At 66.7% G+C, this 17,453-nt stretch carries 16 protein-coding genes and 1 pseudogene; 8 read left to right on the plus strand and 9 right to left on the minus strand.

Annotated elements, in window-relative coordinates:
• Positions 1-2: 2 nt before the first annotated feature.
• The 7 genes and pseudogenes from RVF83_RS00230 to RVF83_RS00260 all read right to left on the minus strand — a co-directional run bounded on the left by RVF83_RS00230 (position 3) and on the right by RVF83_RS00260 (position 6,744).
• Positions 3-1,412 (minus strand): FAD-binding oxidoreductase, encoded by a 1,410-nt coding sequence (locus RVF83_RS00230; RefSeq protein WP_005195240.1) that lies wholly within the window; start codon positions 1,410-1,412, stop codon positions 3-5.
• Positions 1,413-1,416: 4 nt separating this feature from the next.
• The gene (locus RVF83_RS00235) at positions 1,417-2,070 is read right to left on the minus strand and encodes an SDR family oxidoreductase (RefSeq protein ID WP_005195241.1); all 654 of its coding nucleotides are present in this window, start codon (positions 2,068-2,070) and stop codon (positions 1,417-1,419) included.
• 136 nt (positions 2,071-2,206) lie between these two features.
• Positions 2,207-2,482, minus strand: coding sequence for a GlsB/YeaQ/YmgE family stress response membrane protein (locus RVF83_RS00240; RefSeq protein ID WP_005195242.1), 276 nt, complete (start codon positions 2,480-2,482; stop codon positions 2,207-2,209).
• A gap of 210 nt (positions 2,483-2,692) precedes the next feature.
• The gene (locus RVF83_RS00245) at positions 2,693-3,136 is read right to left on the minus strand and encodes a lipoprotein LpqH (RefSeq protein ID WP_005195243.1); all 444 of its coding nucleotides are present in this window, start codon (positions 3,134-3,136) and stop codon (positions 2,693-2,695) included.
• 120 nt (positions 3,137-3,256) lie between these two features.
• Positions 3,257-4,124, minus strand: a pseudogene (locus RVF83_RS00250) (ParA family protein).
• Between the two features lie 98 nt (positions 4,125-4,222).
• Positions 4,223-5,299, minus strand: a complete 1,077-nt coding sequence (locus RVF83_RS00255; protein WP_005195247.1) for an oxygenase MpaB family protein — start codon at positions 5,297-5,299, stop codon at positions 4,223-4,225.
• 191 nt (positions 5,300-5,490) lie between these two features.
• Entirely contained in the window at positions 5,491-6,744 is a 1,254-nt protein-coding gene (locus tag RVF83_RS00260; protein ID WP_005199596.1) for an IS256 family transposase, read from the minus strand.
• Between the two features lie 406 nt (positions 6,745-7,150).
• On the opposite strand from RVF83_RS00260, the gene RVF83_RS00265 reads away from it, so the two are divergent.
• Positions 7,151-7,798: a hypothetical protein gene (locus RVF83_RS00265; RefSeq protein ID WP_005197453.1), complete on the plus strand. Its 648-nt coding sequence runs from the start codon at positions 7,151-7,153 to the stop codon at positions 7,796-7,798.
• An 18-nt stretch (positions 7,799-7,816) separates the two neighbouring features.
• On the opposite strand, the gene RVF83_RS00270 is transcribed toward RVF83_RS00265, so the two are convergent.
• Together RVF83_RS00270 and RVF83_RS00275 are read right to left on the minus strand one after the other, a co-directional pair.
• Positions 7,817-8,011 (minus strand): hypothetical protein, encoded by a 195-nt coding sequence (locus RVF83_RS00270; RefSeq protein WP_005197455.1) that lies wholly within the window; start codon positions 8,009-8,011, stop codon positions 7,817-7,819.
• Positions 8,012-8,098: 87 nt separating this feature from the next.
• Positions 8,099-8,572 carry an NUDIX hydrolase gene (locus tag RVF83_RS00275; RefSeq protein WP_005197457.1) on the minus strand — a complete coding sequence of 158 codons (474 nt, stop codon included), beginning with the start codon at positions 8,570-8,572 and terminating at the stop codon, positions 8,099-8,101.
• Between the two features lie 60 nt (positions 8,573-8,632).
• On the opposite strand from RVF83_RS00275, the gene RVF83_RS00280 reads away from it, so the two are divergent.
• From RVF83_RS00280 to mimD, 7 genes are all read left to right on the plus strand, one after another.
• Positions 8,633-9,826 carry an aminotransferase class I/II-fold pyridoxal phosphate-dependent enzyme gene (locus RVF83_RS00280; protein WP_005197459.1) on the plus strand — a complete coding sequence of 398 codons (1,194 nt, stop codon included), beginning with the start codon at positions 8,633-8,635 and terminating at the stop codon, positions 9,824-9,826.
• A gap of 423 nt (positions 9,827-10,249) precedes the next feature.
• A complete protein-coding gene (locus RVF83_RS00285; RefSeq protein WP_005197462.1) occupies positions 10,250-11,632 on the plus strand; it encodes an FAD-binding oxidoreductase in 1,383 nt (460 codons plus the stop codon).
• 32 nt (positions 11,633-11,664) lie between these two features.
• Complete coding sequence (locus tag RVF83_RS00290) at positions 11,665-12,804, plus strand: LuxR C-terminal-related transcriptional regulator (RefSeq protein WP_005197463.1); 1,140 nt, start codon at positions 11,665-11,667, stop codon at positions 12,802-12,804.
• A gap of 188 nt (positions 12,805-12,992) precedes the next feature.
• Complete coding sequence (locus RVF83_RS00295; protein WP_039880278.1) at positions 12,993-14,630, plus strand: aromatic/alkene/methane monooxygenase hydroxylase/oxygenase subunit alpha; 1,638 nt, start codon at positions 12,993-12,995, stop codon at positions 14,628-14,630.
• A gap of 166 nt (positions 14,631-14,796) precedes the next feature.
• Positions 14,797-15,837 carry a 2Fe-2S iron-sulfur cluster-binding protein gene (locus RVF83_RS00300; protein WP_005197466.1) on the plus strand — a complete coding sequence of 347 codons (1,041 nt, stop codon included), beginning with the start codon at positions 14,797-14,799 and terminating at the stop codon, positions 15,835-15,837.
• Between the two features lie 29 nt (positions 15,838-15,866).
• Positions 15,867-16,985, plus strand: a complete 1,119-nt coding sequence (locus RVF83_RS00305; RefSeq protein WP_005197468.1) for an aromatic/alkene monooxygenase hydroxylase subunit beta — start codon at positions 15,867-15,869, stop codon at positions 16,983-16,985.
• Positions 16,982-17,329, plus strand: coding sequence for a propane 2-monooxygenase effector subunit MimD (gene mimD / locus RVF83_RS00310; RefSeq protein ID WP_005197469.1), 348 nt, complete (start codon positions 16,982-16,984; stop codon positions 17,327-17,329). The genes RVF83_RS00305 and mimD overlap by 4 nt, the downstream gene beginning before the upstream one ends.
• Positions 17,330-17,453: the final 124 nt, after the last annotated feature.

The raw sequence follows: 17,453 nt of genomic DNA on the forward strand, positions 1-17,453 counted from the left end.
CGTCACGAAGGGCGGGCGTGGTCGGTGTCAGGAAAGATGACGCCCGGGTTCAGCAACCCCTGCGGGTCGAAGGCCGCCTTGACGGCACGCATGGTGTCGAGGTCGACGTCGGACCGGCCCAGGTGTGTCCAGGCGGTCTTGGCGCGGCCGATGCCGTGTTCGGCGCTGATGGACCCGCCGTTGGCGGCGACGATGCCGAAGACCCGGTCGGTGACGGTCCCGGCGCGTTCCTCCGGGACGTCGAGCAGGTTCACGTGGATGTTCCCGTCCCCCACGTGGCCGAAAAGGATCGGGCGACAGGGGAAACCGCTTGCCGCACCGACCGCGGACAGCTCGGCGAACGCTTCCGGCAACGCGCGGATGGGTACGGAGATGTCGAGTTTCACGACCGGCGTCGTACTCGACCGCGCGATCGTCTCGGTGTGACTCTCGCGCGCCCCCCAGAGTGCTCGCGCGGGCGCCGGTTCGAGGACGGCGTCGACGAGTCCGCCTGTGCTGTCGAGCAATTCGGCCATCGTCGTCTCGATGTCGCCGACGCCGGACACCTCGAGCAGGACGTAGAACGGCCCGGGGGTCGCGGTCGGCCGGCGCTGTCCGTGTTCGTGGACGAGTTCGATGCCGGCCTCGGTCATGAGTTCGGCGGCCTCGACGGTGAGCCCGCGCGACGATGCGGCGCCGATCAGTTCGATCGCGTCCTCGACGTGTTCGACCGCGGCCACCGCGACGGTCGCCGTCGACGGCGGCACGACGAGTTTGAACAGCACGCGGGTGACGATCGCCAGGGTGCCCTCACTCCCGGCAAGGAGTGCCGGGAGGTCGTATCCCACATTGTCTTTCACCAGCGAGGTCCACCGGCGCAGGATCCGGCCGTCGGCGAGGACGGCCTCGATCCCGAGGACCTGGGAACGCGTGTTGCCACGTCGGATCATGCGGATCCCGCCGGCATTCGTCGAGACCACCCCGCCCGCAGTGGCCGAGTCGCGGGAGGCCAGGTCGACGGGGAAGGCCAGGCCCGCCTCCGCGGCCCGACCGTCGATGGCCTCGACGGTGGCACCGGCCTGGGCACCCACGCAGCGCCCGACCGGGTCGACCTCGTCGATGTCGGTCATGCGGGCCGTCGACAACACGATCACCGGCTGTCCGGTCTCGTCGCCTGCCGGCGGCACCGAACCACCCACGAGCCCGGTGTTGCCGCCCTGCACGCAGATCCGGGCGCCGACGGACGCGCATTCGCCGACGACCCGGGAGACCTCCTCGGTGGTGCGCGGCCGCACGACCGCATCCGCCTCGCCCCGGTACCGACCGGTCCAATCGACGAGAAAACCGTCGATCGCGTCGGGATCGGTGAGCACATTGCCCTCGCCGACCGCCGCCCGCAGCTGCGTCAGCAGGGCGTCCGCACGCGCGGACACGGCGTCAGACCTGTGCGACCGCGTCGGCAACCGGCGTGGGTCCGTCGTTGAACTCGATGACCTTGTGCACCGTCTCCGGTCGCGCGAGAACCGCTGCGGCGACCGCGGCCACGTTGTCGCGACTGACCGCGTCGCCCCCGCCACGCGTCCCACCGATGGCGATCTTGCCGGTCCCCGGCTCGTCGGTGAGCTTGCTGGGTCCGAGGATCGTCCAGTCGAGGTCACTCGACTTGAGGTAGGTGTCCGCGGCCGCCTTGGCCTCGGCATACGCGTGGAACGAATTGTCCTCGGGCACGCCGTGATCGGGACCGGCGCCGAAGTAGGAGACCATGATGTACCGCTGAATCCCGACCTTCGCCGCGGCGTCCATCGACCGGATCGCGGCGTCCCGGTCGACGGCGTAGGTCCGTTCCGGGTCGCCCCCACCGGCGCCCGCCGACCAGACCACGGCGTCGTGTTCGGAGATCGCGGTGGCGATCCCCGTCGTGTCGAGGGTCTCCACGTCGGCGACGACGGGCACCGCGCCGGTCTCGGCGACGTCCTGGGCGTGTTCCGGGTTTCGGATGATCGAGGTCACCTGATCGCCTCGGTCGGTCAAGATCTTCGCCAGGCGCAGCGCGATCTTGCCGTGTCCACCGATGATGGCCACTCGGGTCACTGGTTACTCACTTTCCGTGCTCACTGGTGCAGAAGACAGACGTGCTCTTTCCAACGTACCCACCCGCGAACGACACCACCCCGGTCCGGACGCGAGGTGCGTCGGGAACCGGGGCGGATTCGCTGTGGTGCTGCGATCAGACGCGGGTCCGCCCGCGCCCGGTCACGAGCTTGACCAGGAACAGCAGGATGCATGCGCCGATCAGACAGGTGACGAAGCTGAAGATCCATCCGGCACCTTCGACGTCGACGCCGAAGATCTTGAGGAGGAAACCTCCGAGCAGGCCGCCGATGACACCGACGACGATGTTGAGGATGATCCCCTGCTGCGCATCAGTCTTCATGATCTTGCTGGCGATCCAGCCGGCCAGACCACCGATGATGATCCACGCAATGATGCCTATTCCCAGCATGTCTGCCTCCTAGGTGGTTGTTGATCCTGCGTGCGTACGTAAATCGTCCGAAACGTCCAGATCGTGCGATTTGCTACGAGACCGAAAGTACCCAGGAATTCCGGCTCCAAACCTACGGGCATGGATCTGTGTGCACATCGAGACCGGCGCGACGGTCACGCCGAGACCTTCACCGGCGGTGACACCTTCTGACCTGCGGCGTCGGCGAGATCACGGGCAGGTCACCTCGATCTCATAGGACTTGGTCACCTTCTCGGTGGGGTTGGCGAGATCGACGCCCGACGCCTCGCCGGTGATCTTGTAGGTGGAGCCGTCCTTGTCGACCTCGGCACTGCCCTCACCCACACCCTTCTGGTAGCCGAGCGTCACGCCGTCCACCGAACCGAGCCCGACCGACTCGACCTCCGGTGAATCCCCGGACGACAACACGACGCCGATGCCCGAGGTGCCCGACCCGGAACCGATCCCGATCGTCACCTTCCCGGCGGCATCGGTGCAGCCGACGGACTTGTCCGCCAGGTCAACCTCCTGGCCGTCGACGGTCACCTTGGCCTCCGCGTCGGTACTCTTGGAGTCGTCCGAGCCGCAGGCGGTTACGGCGACGGCCAGCGCCGCCGCGCCGAGGACTGAAGCGATGTGCACTCTGTTCATCATGAGAACTCCTGGGCAGTCTGGAACGCCGCCGGCCGGCGGACTCCCGTCGAATCTAGCCCGCGAGCTGCGCATTGGCACAGAAATGCCTGAATCTCGGGACCTTCGGCACCACAGCGGGTCTCAGGCGCTCGGTTGCAGTTTCGCGTCGGCCTCGATCATCACCGCACGGGTGAGATCGCGAAACTGTTCGTAGTGCCCGTGATAACCGTATTTGGCGTGCAGGCTCGGCCACCACGTGTGATCGGCGGCCGCGCCGATCGCGTTGGCCTCGTGGAGGTATGCCGGCAGGATGTTCTGGATCGTCGGGTCACGCCGGAGCCGGTGGACGGTGTCTCGGTGCAGCGACGACGATGCCCGGTACTTGGTGATGACGACACCCCAATTCGACGATGGCGCGGCCGATCTCGGCACCGAAGTCGGCGACCTGCTGCTGGATGTGCGGAATCGCATAGGTGGACAACACGTCCGGGATGGTCGGGATGAGATAGCCACCGGCCATGAACAATCCGTTGAGACTGAACGGACCGACGTTCGGCGGACAGTCGACGAGGACGTAGTCGTAGCGGGACATGATCGGGGCCAGCGCACGCCTGAGCACCTCGACCGCGGCGAGATGGTCGTCGGCGGCGACCCGGCGCGCACTCATCTCCTCCTGCAGGTCGATCAGGTCGAGCGACGACGGGAGCAGATCGATCCCGGTGAGCCCGTCGATCGACGAGACATCACGTTGGACGGTGCTCTCGAGGTCGAACCGGCCGGTGCCGTCCAGTACGTCGGCGAACAGGGTCGCGACGGTGCGCCCCTCGGCGTTGCACGCCTCCCAGCCCTTCTCCCCGATCATCATCGTCGTGAGGTTGGTCTGGGCGTCGAGATCGACGAGGAGCACCTTCTTGCCGAAGGCGCCCGCGAGGAAATCGGCGAGACCGGCCGTGAGCGTGGTCTTCCCGACCCCGCCCTTGAGACTGATCGTCGCGATCACCGTCGGCATGGTGTCCCCGGTCTGTTCGGTGGGCCTGCGTCGCGAGTCAGACTAACCGGGTAGGACGCGCGCCGCAGTGACTCTCGACCGGCTTCGCCGCGGAACTCTCAGCCGACCTTGCCCAAGCTCTCGACCGGCTTGTCGTGGTGGGTGAAGGTCGGCCCGCGCCCGCCGTCCTGCTCGGCGGCCAGCTCGGTGAAGGCGTCATGCATGACGGCCCAATAGGTGTCGCCGTTCGCGCGACGCTTGTCCGCCCGCTTCCAGTAGCCAGGGATGCGTCGGTCCAGATTCGCGAGGCGCGCCTGCGCGGTGATGAGTTTCGGTGCCAACCGTCCGACCCGGGTCGGCTCGGGGGTACCGGTGATGCGCTTCCCGAGGAACGTGCCACCGATGAAGAAGTACAAGCCGTGCAGGGTCTGATGGATCGCCGACTTCACCTGCGCGTCGACCAGCGGGACCTGCACCTTGTCCATCAGGGTGTTGAGCATTATCTCGGATACGTCGTTGAGCGCCTCGGAGAACTCCGACGGCGGCTCCATCACCGCATAGCCATAGTCCAGCAGCTCCACCGCTTCGCCGAACGTGCGCGGGATCATCGCCTCACGGATGCCCATGATGTGGCCGATGTACGACCAGAAGATGTTGAGATCTTCGAGGTCCCGGTAGTCATAGCGGCGACCGTAGTTGATGTCGTACATGAGGTTGGCGACGCCGAACGACGGGATACCGCCGGACATCTCGGCATTCGAGATCGGCACGCCGTTCTCGGCGACCCATTCCTCGCCTCCCTTCTTGCGCAACATGACCCGCGCCTGGGCGTGCATGAGGCGCACCCGGACCGCGTTCTTGAATGCGATGCCGAACCGGTCGAGCGCGCCGGGGGCCGGCAGGTGCAGCCAGAATTCGGCGGTCTCCAGTGACCGGCTGATCATGTCGCGTTGCATCCGGCCCATCGTTCCGACCGCACCGCCGACCGAGCCGCTCTGCACCGTGACAAGTGTGTTGAGGAAGATCAGCGACGCCTTTCCGGCCGGCGTCACGCTGTTGGCGACGACCGCACCACGGTCGACGCGTTCCTCGGTGCTCCAGGACGGCGGGTTGTCGAGATGATCGACGAGCGCGATGAGTTCTTGCGGCGGATCGTCGATGGTCTCCAGACCGTTGTCGAGGGCCTGCTCGAACATCCGCCGACCGGTGCGCAGTGTCAGGGTCGGGGCGACCTAGTTATCTTGGTTACCCGACTCACGCCTTCCGGAGCGTTGTCATATACGAATCGGCGACTCGGCGTCGAGTATCCGACTTCCGCAGACGCACGCAGAATCTCCGTTGGTCAAGCCCCGAGTAGTGGTGTAACTCGTTTCTGATCCTTCGGGGGTCAGGCGGGTAGTTGCATCAGTGGATCGGTGGTCGCCTCCGTCGGTGTTGGGGTGTCGGTGGTCAGGGTAAGTCGGCAGCGGCTGAGGACTTCGAGTCCGAGGTAGCGGCGGCCTTCGGCCCATTCGTCGGTCTGTTCGGCCAGGACGGCGCCGATGAGGCGGATGATGGCGTCGCGGTTGGGGAAGATGCCCACAACGTCGGTGCGGCGGCGGATCTCGCGGTTGAGCCGTTCGGTGGGGTTGTTAGACCAGATCTGGCGCCACACGTCGTCGGGGAACCCGGTGAAGGCGAGCAGGTCCTCGCGGGCGTCGCCGAGGTGGTCGGCGACCTCGGGCAATCGGCCGTCGGTGTATTCGAGGAGCCGGTCGAACTGCTCGTGCACCGCGGTGGCGGTGGGCTGGTCATACACGCTGTGCAGCATCGCTTTTACCGCCGGCCACATGGACTTGGGGCACACTGCCATGAGGTTGGCGGCGTAGTGGGTGCGGCAGCGCTGCCATACCGCGCCGGGCAGGTTCGCTGCGATCGCCTCGATGAGCCCGGCATGAGCATCGGAGGTCACCAAGCGCACCCCGCCCAGGCCGCGGGCCACCAGGTCGGCGAAGAAGGTGTTCCACGATGCCTTGGTCTCACTGGTGGCCACCTGCATGCCCAACACCTCGCGGTGGCCGTCGCCATTGACGCCGGTCGCCAGCAGCACGACGGCCTTGACGACCTGCTTGTTCTCACGAACTTTGATCGTCAACGCATCGGCGGTGACGAAGGTGAACGGTCCGGCTTCGTCGAGGCGGCGGTGCCGGAATGCGGCGACCTGCTCGTCGAGGTCTTCGGCCATGCGTGAGACCTGCGACTTCGACAGTGAGTCGATGCCGAGTGTCTTGACCAGTTTGTCCATCCGGCGGGTCGATACACCGGCCAGGTAGCAGTCGGCCACGACGGTGATCAGCGCTGACTCGGCCCGCTTGCGACGTTCGAGGAGCCACTCGGGAAAGTAGCTGCCCGAGCGTAGCTTCGGAATGGCGACGTCGACGGTGCCGACCCGGGTGTCGAGGGGGCGGTGACGGTAGCCGTTGCGGCGGTTGGTGCGTTCGGAAGATCGTGCGTTCCATTCGGCACCGCACACGGCGTCGGCATCCGCCGAGAGCAGGGCGTTGATCATAGTCTGTAGCAGTTCGCGCATCAGATCCGGCGACGCGTCTGCGAGGGCTTGGCCGAGTAGGCCGGCAGGGTCGACAATATGGGGTGCGGTCATCGCGATGACTCCTCGAGGATTCTGTGGAAGGTTGACTCGAAGGATCACGCGGTGGCCGCTTTGCATCGGTCAACAACACAGCGTCAGACACGATCTCGGCCACCGAGTTACACCACTCTATGGGGCACTACTTCTCCGTTTCCGGGCAGGATCGGGAGTTGCAGCTCGCGATCCTGCCGGGAAGTGGCGCCCCCGTGGGCGGGAAGACGGATCGACCCTGGTTCTGCCGACATTTCCGAAATCTGTAAGAATGACATTTGCCGAACATTCACGCCGAGACCGCGCGGAAACCACCGGCCCATTTCGTGAGACGACCGAAAACGCGCTGGTTCGCGTTCTCGATGTTTCACGCCCACCGGCAATCCACCGAACGCGGCGGCCCGACTTCCGCGAGTTGAGGACAGTCATGACCATCAGCCCCATGACCCACCGTCTCCGAAGGTTCGCCGCCGGAATGGCATTCGCCGCGGCGGCAGCGATCGGCACCGCCCTCACACCCCCTGCGTCGGCCGCTCCGGCCGATGTCACCGTCTCACCAACGGTGTCCGGGAACACGATCACGCTCAAGGTCAGCAACAAAGCGAACAAACGCATCGGCTGCGAGATCTTCGGCGTGAAGGCGAATACCCCGCCGGCCGCGTCGGCCGTGGCTTTCGGTTACCAGACCCCCGAAGAACTCGGCGCCCTGATCTCGCCCGGTACGTCGAAGGATGTGCCGATGCGGGTCACCGCGGGCAGCCCGCCGAAGCCGACCGGGTCCACGACGATCCCGAACGGGACCTACGACATCTACTGGGGCTGCGCCACCATCACCCTGCCGCCGGGCTCGGCCCGCGAACAGTTCTGGGGCACCAACCCGCCGCTGACCGACATGACCCCGACATCGGGGGCACCGGTCCGCGTCACGGTGACCGGTGCCGGGCCGGCTGCGCCGGAACCCCGGTCCGAGACGCCCACGACACCGGCTCGCCCGACGGTCCCCGGGCTCCCCGGCGTCGAGATCCCGGAGCAGATCTGCGCCCCGTGGGCCTGCTACCCGCTGCCGAGATTCTGATCGCTCACCGACGCGGCGTCACAGCGGCGTCGGATGATCGTCCTTGGACTTAGAGCGGAACAGCATGTACCCGCCGTAGAGGGCCAGTCCGATGAGTGCGATCCAGAAGAGCCCCTCGAGGAGCGGCCCGATCACCGCGAGCGCGATGAGGACGACCGCGATGATCCCGAGGACCTTCCAGAACGTGGTACCTGAATCCGTTGATGTGCTCATGCCCCGAGTCTGCGCCGACGCCACAGGAAAAGCCACAGGTCAGAAGGTTTTCGGGGCGAAGTTCAGGGACATCCCTGAGACCCGTCCCTAGCGCTGGAACCAGGCCTCGGGATTGCCGCTCAGGGCTTTGGCGATCCGCAGGCGCGAGGTGTCGGTGAGGTCGTCGGGCAAACCGTCGGGCGCGAACCAGGCGACGTCGGAGTTCTCGTCGTCGGCCGCATGCGGTTCGCCATCGACGTACCGCGCGAGAAAGCAGACGTCGAGGTACCGCGTCTGATCCCCGTTCGGGTAGGTGATCAGCGGGGTGACGTCGATGCTGGTCAGACGGACGATCTCGGCGGTGACGGCGGTCTCCTCGGCGACCTCGCGCAGCGCCGCACGTGCAGGCTCCTCACCGGGTTCGAGTACCCCGGACACGACCGCCCACTGTCCGTTGTCGACTCGCCGGGTGAGTAGCAGACGGCCGTCGGCGTCGCGGACGACCACGCTGACACCCGACAGCCAGAGCTCGCGATGACCGACCTGGGCACGCAGGTCACGGATGAAGTCAGGGATGGGCATCCCCACATCCTGCCTGCCCGGGCACCGGGGCGCGTCGCGGCGGCGCGCACAATGTGATTCATGAGGATCTCCCGACGAGCCGAAGGGATCGCCCCGTTCTACGCGATGGAGTTCGCGCGGAACGCGGCCGAGCTGGAGGCGCAGGGCCACCACGTGGTGAAGCTCAACATCGGCGAACCCGACTTCGGACCGCCGCCCGCGGTTCTCGCGGCAGCCCGTGAGGCCTGTGACGGCCGGCCGCTCGCGTACACCGGTGCACTCGGCCTCCCGGAGCTGCGGGCCGCGATCGCGGACTTCTACGGGCACCATTTCGGCGCGCATGTCGACCCTCGACGGGTCGCGGTCACCTCCGGCGCCTCGGCCGCTCTGCTCATGGCGTGCGCGGCCCTCATCGATCCCGGCGACGGGGTGCTCATCGGGGATCCCTCGTACCCGTGCAACCGCCAGTTCGCCCACGCCTTCGGTGCTCGGGTCGACCTGATCGAGACCACCGCGGAATCGCGCTTCCAGTTGACGACCGACGACGTCGAGCGGTCCTGGACCGACACCACCCGCGGTGTCATCGTCGCCACCCCGTCGAATCCCACCGGTACCTCGATGCCCTACGACGAGCTGGTCGCGATGACCGATCTCGTCGCCGCGCGCGGCGGCTGGTCCATCGTCGACGAGATCTACCTCGGTCTCTCCGACCCCGGTCCGGACGGGCACGCGCCGCGAAGCATCCTCGCGACCGACACCCCGGGAACGGCCGAGACAGTCGTGATCAACAGCTTCTCCAAGTACTTCGGCATGACCGGCTGGCGCCTGGGCTGGTGCATCGTGCCCGACGAGCTGGTCGGGGTCATCGAACGCCTCGCGCAGAACTTCTACGTCTGTCCGCCCACCCCGTCCCAGTACGCCGCGCGGGCCTGCTTCACCCCGGAGTCCCTGGCGGTCGCCGAGGACAACCGGCGCGAGTTCGCACGTCGCCGGCACCTCGTCATCGACGGGCTCGCGCGCATCGGGCTCGACGTACCGGTCGTCCCCGACGGGGCGTTCTACGTCTACATCGACGTGAGTTCGACCGGACTGAGCTCGGCGGAGTTCTGCGATCGGGCCCTCCGCGAGGCGCGCGTCGCCCTCACCCCGGGCAAGGACTTCGGGTTCGCCGGCGCCGATCGCTTCGTCCGGCTGTCCTACGCGGCGTCGACCGAGGACCTGACTCTCGCGATCGATCGGCTCGGCGCGTTCGTGGGGGCCGGAAACCCCGCGTGACCCGCGACCGACGTCGAACCGCGTACCGCGAGGCGGCCGGGCCCCGGACCGCTGACGCCGACCTGCGATGACCACCGCTACGCCCGCCTGACTCCCGGGCCTCGATCCACCAACTCCTCACCCACACAGCGGGTTTCGGGCACTTCCTCGTCGACGACACCTACCGCCGGCCCGCAGCCGATCCACGCCTTCGCGTTCGACGACGTCGCCCTTCCCACCGGCCCGGCCGACTCCCAGAAATCTGGGGGCACATCGGTTCCAGAGGTTCCGCCGCGACATTTCCGGCGTTCGAGGGATGGCGGGAACAAAAGGTGCTCAGCGACTCTGAGTGCCATGAACACATCGGGACCCGCGGTGCGGAACACCGCACCCGACCCCGCTCCACCATCCGCTCCGATCACCGAACCGCGAAGGAACCCCACCGTGTCCATCACCTCCGAACCGATCGACTTCACCGACCTCGACGCCCTCGTCACCGCCGTCGCAGGTCCCGTCCTGACTCCGACCGACGACGGTTACACCGCCGAACTGACCGGGTTCAACCTGGTCGCCATCCCGGCCGCCCAGGTCGTCGTCGGCGCGACCGGCGCCGAAGACGTCGCCGCCGCAGTGCGATACGCGCGGGCCAACGGACTGCGGGTCGGCGCCCGGGCCACCGGACACGGGGCCCCGATCGAGGGGCGCGGCACGGTCGTCGTCACCACCTCGCGAATGACCGACATCGTCGTCGACCCGGTCACCAGGACCGCCCGCGTCGGTGCCGGCGTCCGCTGGCGTGACCTCGCCGCGGCCACCGCTCCTCACGGACTGACCGGGCTGGCCGGCTCGTCGTCGTCGGTCGGCGTGGTCGGCTACCACCTGGGCGGCGGCCTCAGTCCGCTCGGACGCCGATTCGGTTGGGCCGCAGATCATGTCCGGTCGATCGAACTGGTGACCGCGGACGGGATCGTCCGCACGGTCGACCCCTCGGCCGGTTCTGATCTGTACTGGGCGATCCTCGGCGGACGCGATGGCTTCGGCATCGTCACCGCCATCGAGTTCGACCTCTTCGAGCTCCCCACCGTCTACGGCGGCGGCATCTTCTTCGCCGGCTCGGCGGCGGCCGACGTTCTCCACGCCTGGCGTGAATGGGCGCCGACGCTGCCGGAGGAGGCCGGCACCTCGGTCGCGATACTGCGCCTCCCGCCGGACCCCAACCTGCCGGCCCCGTTGCAGGGGCAGCTCGCGGTGCATGTCCGCTACACCCACACCGGCGACCCGGTCACCGCGGCAGCGCTTCTCGCCCCCATGCGCTCGGCGGGCCCCATCCTGCTCGAGAACATCGACGTGCTGCCGACCGCTGCTCTCGACGCCGTGCACATGGACCCGCCCGGCCCGATGCCCTCCGCCGAGCGCGGCAGCGTCCTGCGCGAGTTCCCGGCGTCGGCCGTCGACGCCCTTCTCGAGGTCGCCGGGCCGCACGTCGCGAGCCCCCTGGCCATCGTCGAGGTCCGCCTGATGGGCGGTGCGCTGACGCAGCCGCAGCGCGTACCCAACGCGATCGCCGGTCGCCACGGCGCCTTCAACGTGATCGCGATCGGAGTGCCCGCCGGTCCCCTCGGCGACCAGGTCGGCGCACATCTGACCGCGGTCACCCGGGCCGTCGCGCCGTGGTCGGCCGGTGCACTGCTGAACTTCTGCGGACTCGACGCCGCCGAACGTGAGCAGCTCTGGACACCCGACCAGCGGGTGCGCCTCGAGACGATCCGCCGCCGTCACGACCCGACCGGGGTCCTCCGGGTGGATGATCCCAGCTTTGTGGGATAGACATCGATGCAGCTCAGGAACATCATTGCCAGATGACATCGAGCCTGACCGCCGAGCGCGTGCGCCGCGACATCGAAGTCGTGGCGCACGCCGGTCTCGGCCTCGACGACTTCTTCGCGGAAACCGTGGATTCGTTACGTCGTGCGGTACCCATCGATGCCGCCTGCATCGGCACCTTCGATCCCAACACCATCATGCTGACATCGGCGCGCAAATACGGGGACCTGCTCGGGCAGGATCACAAAGACCCGGATTGGGGTCTCCTCGAGTACGGCCAGGTCGAACCGTCCAGTTACCGAGAACTGGTGGCGCAGAAGCGCGATGCCGTCGGTCTCAATCTCCTGACCCGGGGTCGGACCCAGCAGTCCGAACGCATGACGCAGCTCATGATCCCGGAGTACTGCTTCCACGACGAGGCGCGCGTCGTGCTGCGCGACGGGGACCGGGTGTGGGCCGGGATCGCGATGTTCCGCAGCGGGGCGGGCTGCCGCCCGTTCACCGAGGACGAGATCGACTTCCTCGGTTCGCTGTCCCAGACCCTCGCCCACGGGGTACGGATCGGCCTGCTCAGCACGGTCGTCGCCGAACAGCGGCCCTCGATCAACTGCGGGCCCGCCGTCCTGATCATCGACCGCAACAACGAGATCGTGCAGATGAGCGCCGGCAGCCAGGAGCGCATCGACGACCTCGCGGCGGGCCCGAACAGTGCCGCCGCGGCGAACCCCATCTACGGCCTGATCGGTGCAGCACGACGCTACGGCGCCGGCGAGACTCAGGTACCGCCGCGCCTGCGGGTCCGCGGCCGGTCGGGCATGTGGCTCGTCATCAACGCATCTCCGTTGTCCTCGGTGGACGGACGGCCCGGCGAGGTCGTCGTCACGATCGAGGAGGCGCGCCCGCCGGAGATCATCCCCCTGGTCGTCGAGGCCTTCGGGCTCACCGCACGCGAGCGCGACGTGACCCAGATGGTGTTGCAGAACGTCGCCACCAAAGACATCGCCGCTGCCCTGCACGTGTCCGCGTACACGGTGCAGGATCACCTGAAGTCGATCTTCGACAAGGCCGGGGTCCGGAGCCGCCGCGAACTGATCGCCCGGGTGTACTTCGACCAGTACGCGCAGCGTCTCAACGATCCCCTCACACCGTCCGGCTCCTACGCGTCGGCCGAGTAACCGGTCTCACCTGCACATTCCCCGGAGGGTCCGCATCGCGGGCCCTCCTTTCGTCGTCCGCAGACCGGCGATTCGGTCAGTCGTCTCACAGTGAGACGTTTGTTACCTGCATCACACGGTTGTATCGAAGTCGCTCCAGTCCATGCGGGCCGGCACACCCGCCGGCTCCCTCTAAGAGGAGGCGCACTTTGAGCAGGCAGAGCTTGACGAAAGCCCATGCGAAGATCACCGAGTTGTCCTGGGAGCCCACCTTCGCGACCCCGGCCACTCGATTCGGAACCGACTACACCTTCGAGAAGGCCCCCAAGAAGGACCCGCTGAAGCAGATCATGCGGTCGTACTTCCCGATGGAGGAGGAGAAGGACAACCGCGTGTACGGCGCCATGGACGGCGCCATCCGCGGCAACATGTTCCGCCAGGTCCAGGAACGGTGGCTGGAGTGGCAGAAGCTGTTCCTGTCGATCATCCCGTTCCCCGAGATCTCGGCGGCCCGCGCGATGCCGATGGCCATCGACGCGGTGCCCAACCCGGAGATCCACAACGGGCTGGCCGTGCAGATGATCGACGAGGTCCGTCATTCGACGATCCAGATGAACCTCAAGAAGCTGTACATGAACAACTACATCGACCCGGCCGGCTTCGACATCACCGAGAAGGCGTTCGCCAACAACTACGCCGGCACCATCGGCCGACAGTTCGGCGAGGGGTTCATCACCGGCGACGCCATCACGGCGGCCAACATCTACCTGACCGTCGTCGCCGAAACGGCCTTCACCAACACGCTATTCGTCGCGATGCCCGACGAAGCCGCCGCCAACGGCGACTACCTGCTCCCCACCGTCTTCCACTCGGTGCAGTCCGACGAGTCGCGGCACATCTCGAACGGCTACTCGATTCTGCTGATGGCGCTCGCCGACGAGCGCAATCGTCCTCTGCTGGAACGTGATCTGCGGTACGCGTGGTGGAACAACCACTGCGTCGTCGACGCCGCGATCGGCACCTTCATCGAGTACGGCACCAAGGACCGGCGCAAGGACCGGGAAAGCTACGCGGAGATGTGGCGCCGGTGGATCTACGACGACTATTACCGCAGTTACCTTCTGCCGCTGGAGAAGTACGGGCTCACCATCCCGCACGATCTGGTCGAGGAAGCCTGGAACCGGATCACCAACAAGCACTACGTCCACGAGGTGGCACGCTTCTTCGCCACCGGCTGGCCGGTCAACTACTGGCGCATCGACGCCATGACCGACAAGGACTTCGAGTGGTTCGAGGAGAAGTACCCCGGTTGGTACAACAAGTTCGGCAAGTGGTGGGAGAACTACAACCGCCTCGCCTACCCGGGCCGCAACAAGCCGATCGCCTTCGAGGACGTCGATTACGAGTACCCGCACCGCTGCTGGACCTGTATGGTGCCGTGCCTCGTCCGTGAGGACATGGTCGTGGACAAGGTCGACGATCAGTGGCGCACCTACTGCTCGGAGACCTGTCACTGGACCGACGCGGTCGCCTTCCGCGACCACTACGACGGCCGGGACACCCCGAACATGGGAAGGCTCACCGGGTTCCGCGAATGGGAGACCCTGCATCACGGCAAGGACCTCGCCGACATCATCGAGGATCTGGGTTACGTCCGCGACGACGGCAAGACCCTCATCCCGCAGCCGCATCTGAATCTGGACCCGAAGAAGATGTGGACGCTCGACGACGTCCGCGGCAACGTCTTCAACAGTCCCAACGTGCTGCTCAACGAGATGTCCGACGCCGAGCGGGACGCGCACATCGCGGCTTATCGCGCCAATCCCAACGGGGCCGTGCCGGCCTGACGGCACGCAGGCGGGCGCCCCTTCGAGTTTGCTCTCAAGCTCGCTGCTCAGGGAGCAGGGGACGCTCGCGAGCTCGCTCCTCAGGGAGCGGTGACGACCGCAAGCCGTCGCCTCCCCCAGCTCCCTGAGGAGCGCAGCATCCCCTCATCCAGACACAGGAGTTCCAGTGGCCGACACACATCACATCAACTTCGCCCCGGTCGACATCGAGATGGAGGTGACCGAGGACGAATCGATCCTCGACGCCGCGTTCCGGCAGGGCATCCACCTGATGCACGGATGCCGCGAGGGCCGCTGTTCGGCCTGCAAGTCGTACATGCTCGACGGAGACGTCCAGATGGACAACTACTCCACCTTCGCCTGCAACGAGGCGGAGGAGGCCGAGGGCTATGTGCTGCTGTGCCGGTCCTACGCCTACAGCGACTGCGAGATCGAGCTCCTCAACTTCGACGAGGACGAACTCCTCGGCGGCGCACCGATCCAGGACGTGCGCACCCGGGTCGCCGCCATCGAACCGGTGACGGCCGACATCGTGTCGCTCCGTCTCGACGTCGTCGAACCGGAAACCTTCGAGTTCAAACCCGGTCAGTACGTGGATCTCTCGGTACCCGGTACCGAGGAGAAGCGTTCGTTCTCGATCGCGACCACCCAGGCCACTCCGGACAAGCTGGAGTTCCTGATCAAGAAGTACCCGGGTGGCCTCTTCGCCGGTCTCCTCTCCGACGGGCTCTCCCCCGGCGACGAGATCATGATCAACGGGCCGTACGGGTCGTGCACCCTGCGCAACGGCCATGTGCTGCCGGTCGTCTGCATCGGCGGCGGGGCCGGTATGGCCCCGCTCCTCTCGCTGCTGCGCCACATCAGCGAGACCGGTCTGAACAGGCCGGTGCGCTTCTACTACGGCGCCCGGACCGCGGCGGATCTGTTCTATCTCGACGAGATCGCCTCACTCGGGGAGAAGATCGCCGACTTCAGGTTCGTCGCCTGCCTGTCCGAGTCGGCCGACGGCGCCCCGGACGGCCTCGAGGTCGCTGAGGGAAACGTCACCGACATCGTCAACTCTCGCGAATCCGACCTCGCCCGAACGGAGGTGTATTTCTGCGGCCCCCCGCCCATGGTCGATGCAGCTCTCGCTCTCGCCGACCAGCATTCGGTCCCCCGGGACCAGACCTTCTACGACAAGTTCACCAGCCCGGCTTTCGACTAGACGTCGCCGAACGAGGAGGAACGACAGGTATGTCCGCACCCACCGCGCCGAAATCACCACAGCGCGAACGCAGTTTCCCGAGCATCGAATTCACCGACGCCGAGGCCGGCGCCAAGGAATTCCCGAGCAGCAAGAGCCGCAAGTACAACTACTATCAGCCGGCCAAAAAGCGGGCGACGGTCTACGAGGACGTCACCGTCGACGTGCAGCCCGACCCGGAACGCCACCTGACCCAGGGCTGGATCTACGGCTTCGGCAGCGGTCCCGGCGGTTATCCGCAAGAGTGGACGACCGCGAAGTCGAGCAACTGGCACGCCTTCCTCGATCCCAACGAGGAGTGGGAACAGACCATCTTCCGCAACAACTCGGCGGTGGTCCACCAGGTCGATCTGTGTCTGCAGAATGCCAAGCGGGCCCGCGTGTACGACGGCTGGAATCCTTCGTGGCTCAAGTTCATCGAGCGCAACCTCGGTGCCTGGATGCACGCCGAGAGCGGCATGGGCCTGCACGTGTTCACCTCGATCCAGCGGTCGGCTCCGACCAACATGATCAACAACGCCGTCGCGGTCAGTGCGGCGCACAAGCTGCGTTTCGCCCAAGACCTCGCGTTGTTCAACCTCGATCTCGCCGAGGCCGAGGAGGCCTTCGACGGATCGGCGCACAAGGAGGTCTGGCAATCGGCGCCGGAATGGCAGCCGACCCGGGAGGCCGTGGAGCGGCTGACCGCGATCGGCGACTGGGCGAAGCTGTTGTTCTGCACCAACATCGTCTTCGAGCAGCTCGTCGGGTCGCTGTTCCGGACCGAGCTGATCATGCAGGTCGCGGCGCGCAACGGCGATTACATCACCCCGACGATCGTCGGCACCGGTGAGTACGACTACGACCGCGACCTGAACTACACCCGGGCCCTGTTCCTGATGCTCTCCCGCGACGAACAGTACGGCGCGCAGAACCGGGCACTGTTCGGCGAGTGGTTGTCGGAATGGGTGCCGCGCTGCCTCGACGCTGCGCGTGGGCTGCAACCGATCTGGTCGCAGCCGGCGGACAAGTCGGTCACCTTCGCCACGAGCCTCGAGGCCGCGACCGAGAAGTTCCGTGACGTCCTCAGAGCCATCGAAGTCGACATCCCCGAGGAGCTGAACCAATGAGCAGCATGCAATTCGGCGCACAGACCGAGTTCTCCAACATGTGCGGCGTCACCCTGATGAACACGCCCATCGGCCGCGTCGTCGCCGACGTCATGGGCGCCAAGGAGGGTGTCGAACTCACCGAGTACCCGTCGATGATCCGCGTCGACGGCGTCAACCGGCTCGAGTTCGACTACGACGAGCTCACCGACGCCCTGGGTCAGGAGTTCGACGGATCGGTCTTCGAGGAGATCAGCTCCACCCACTACGGGCGAATGGTGCACCTCGACGACCGGACCTTCCTGTTCGCGAGCCCCGAGGACGCCGCCGAGTTCATCGGGTTCGATCTCACCGCGTCCAGCTGAGCGCAGGCCCCACCCCCGATCTGCGTCGTGGCCGCCGGCGAGGACCCCCGGCGGCCACGACGCACCCCAGAAAACCCCGCCGACAGCAACTCTCGATCCCCGCCAACCCCATCGGATGCAGCCC

Origin of the sequence: Gordonia rubripertincta (assembly GCF_038024875.1) — a bacterium.
Classification (GTDB): domain Bacteria; phylum Actinomycetota; class Actinomycetes; order Mycobacteriales; family Mycobacteriaceae; genus Gordonia; species Gordonia rubripertincta.

Excerpts from the sequence above, each read along its gene's own strand:
- RVF83_RS00240 (WP_005195242.1), bottom strand. The coding sequence starts at position 2,482 with ATGCTGGGAATAGGCATCATTGCGTGGATCATCATCGGTGGTCTGGCC.
- RVF83_RS00245 (WP_005195243.1), bottom strand. The coding sequence starts at position 3,136 with ATGATGAACAGAGTGCACATCGCTTCAGTCCTCGGCGCGGCGGCGCTG.
- RVF83_RS00255 (WP_005195247.1), bottom strand. The coding sequence starts at position 5,299 with ATGTTCGAGCAGGCCCTCGACAACGGTCTGGAGACCATCGACGATCCG.
- RVF83_RS00260 (WP_005199596.1), bottom strand. The coding sequence starts at position 6,744 with ATGACCGCACCCCATATTGTCGACCCTGCCGGCCTACTCGGCCAAGCC.
- RVF83_RS00265 (WP_005197453.1), top strand. The coding sequence starts at position 7,151 with ATGACCATCAGCCCCATGACCCACCGTCTCCGAAGGTTCGCCGCCGGA.
- RVF83_RS00270 (WP_005197455.1), bottom strand. The coding sequence starts at position 8,011 with ATGAGCACATCAACGGATTCAGGTACCACGTTCTGGAAGGTCCTCGGG.
- RVF83_RS00275 (WP_005197457.1), bottom strand. The coding sequence starts at position 8,572 with ATGCCCATCCCTGACTTCATCCGTGACCTGCGTGCCCAGGTCGGTCAT.
- RVF83_RS00280 (WP_005197459.1), top strand. The coding sequence starts at position 8,633 with ATGAGGATCTCCCGACGAGCCGAAGGGATCGCCCCGTTCTACGCGATG.
- RVF83_RS00290 (WP_005197463.1), top strand. The coding sequence starts at position 11,665 with ATGACATCGAGCCTGACCGCCGAGCGCGTGCGCCGCGACATCGAAGTC.
- RVF83_RS00305 (WP_005197468.1), top strand. The coding sequence starts at position 15,867 with ATGTCCGCACCCACCGCGCCGAAATCACCACAGCGCGAACGCAGTTTC.
- mimD (WP_005197469.1), top strand. The coding sequence starts at position 16,982 with ATGAGCAGCATGCAATTCGGCGCACAGACCGAGTTCTCCAACATGTGC.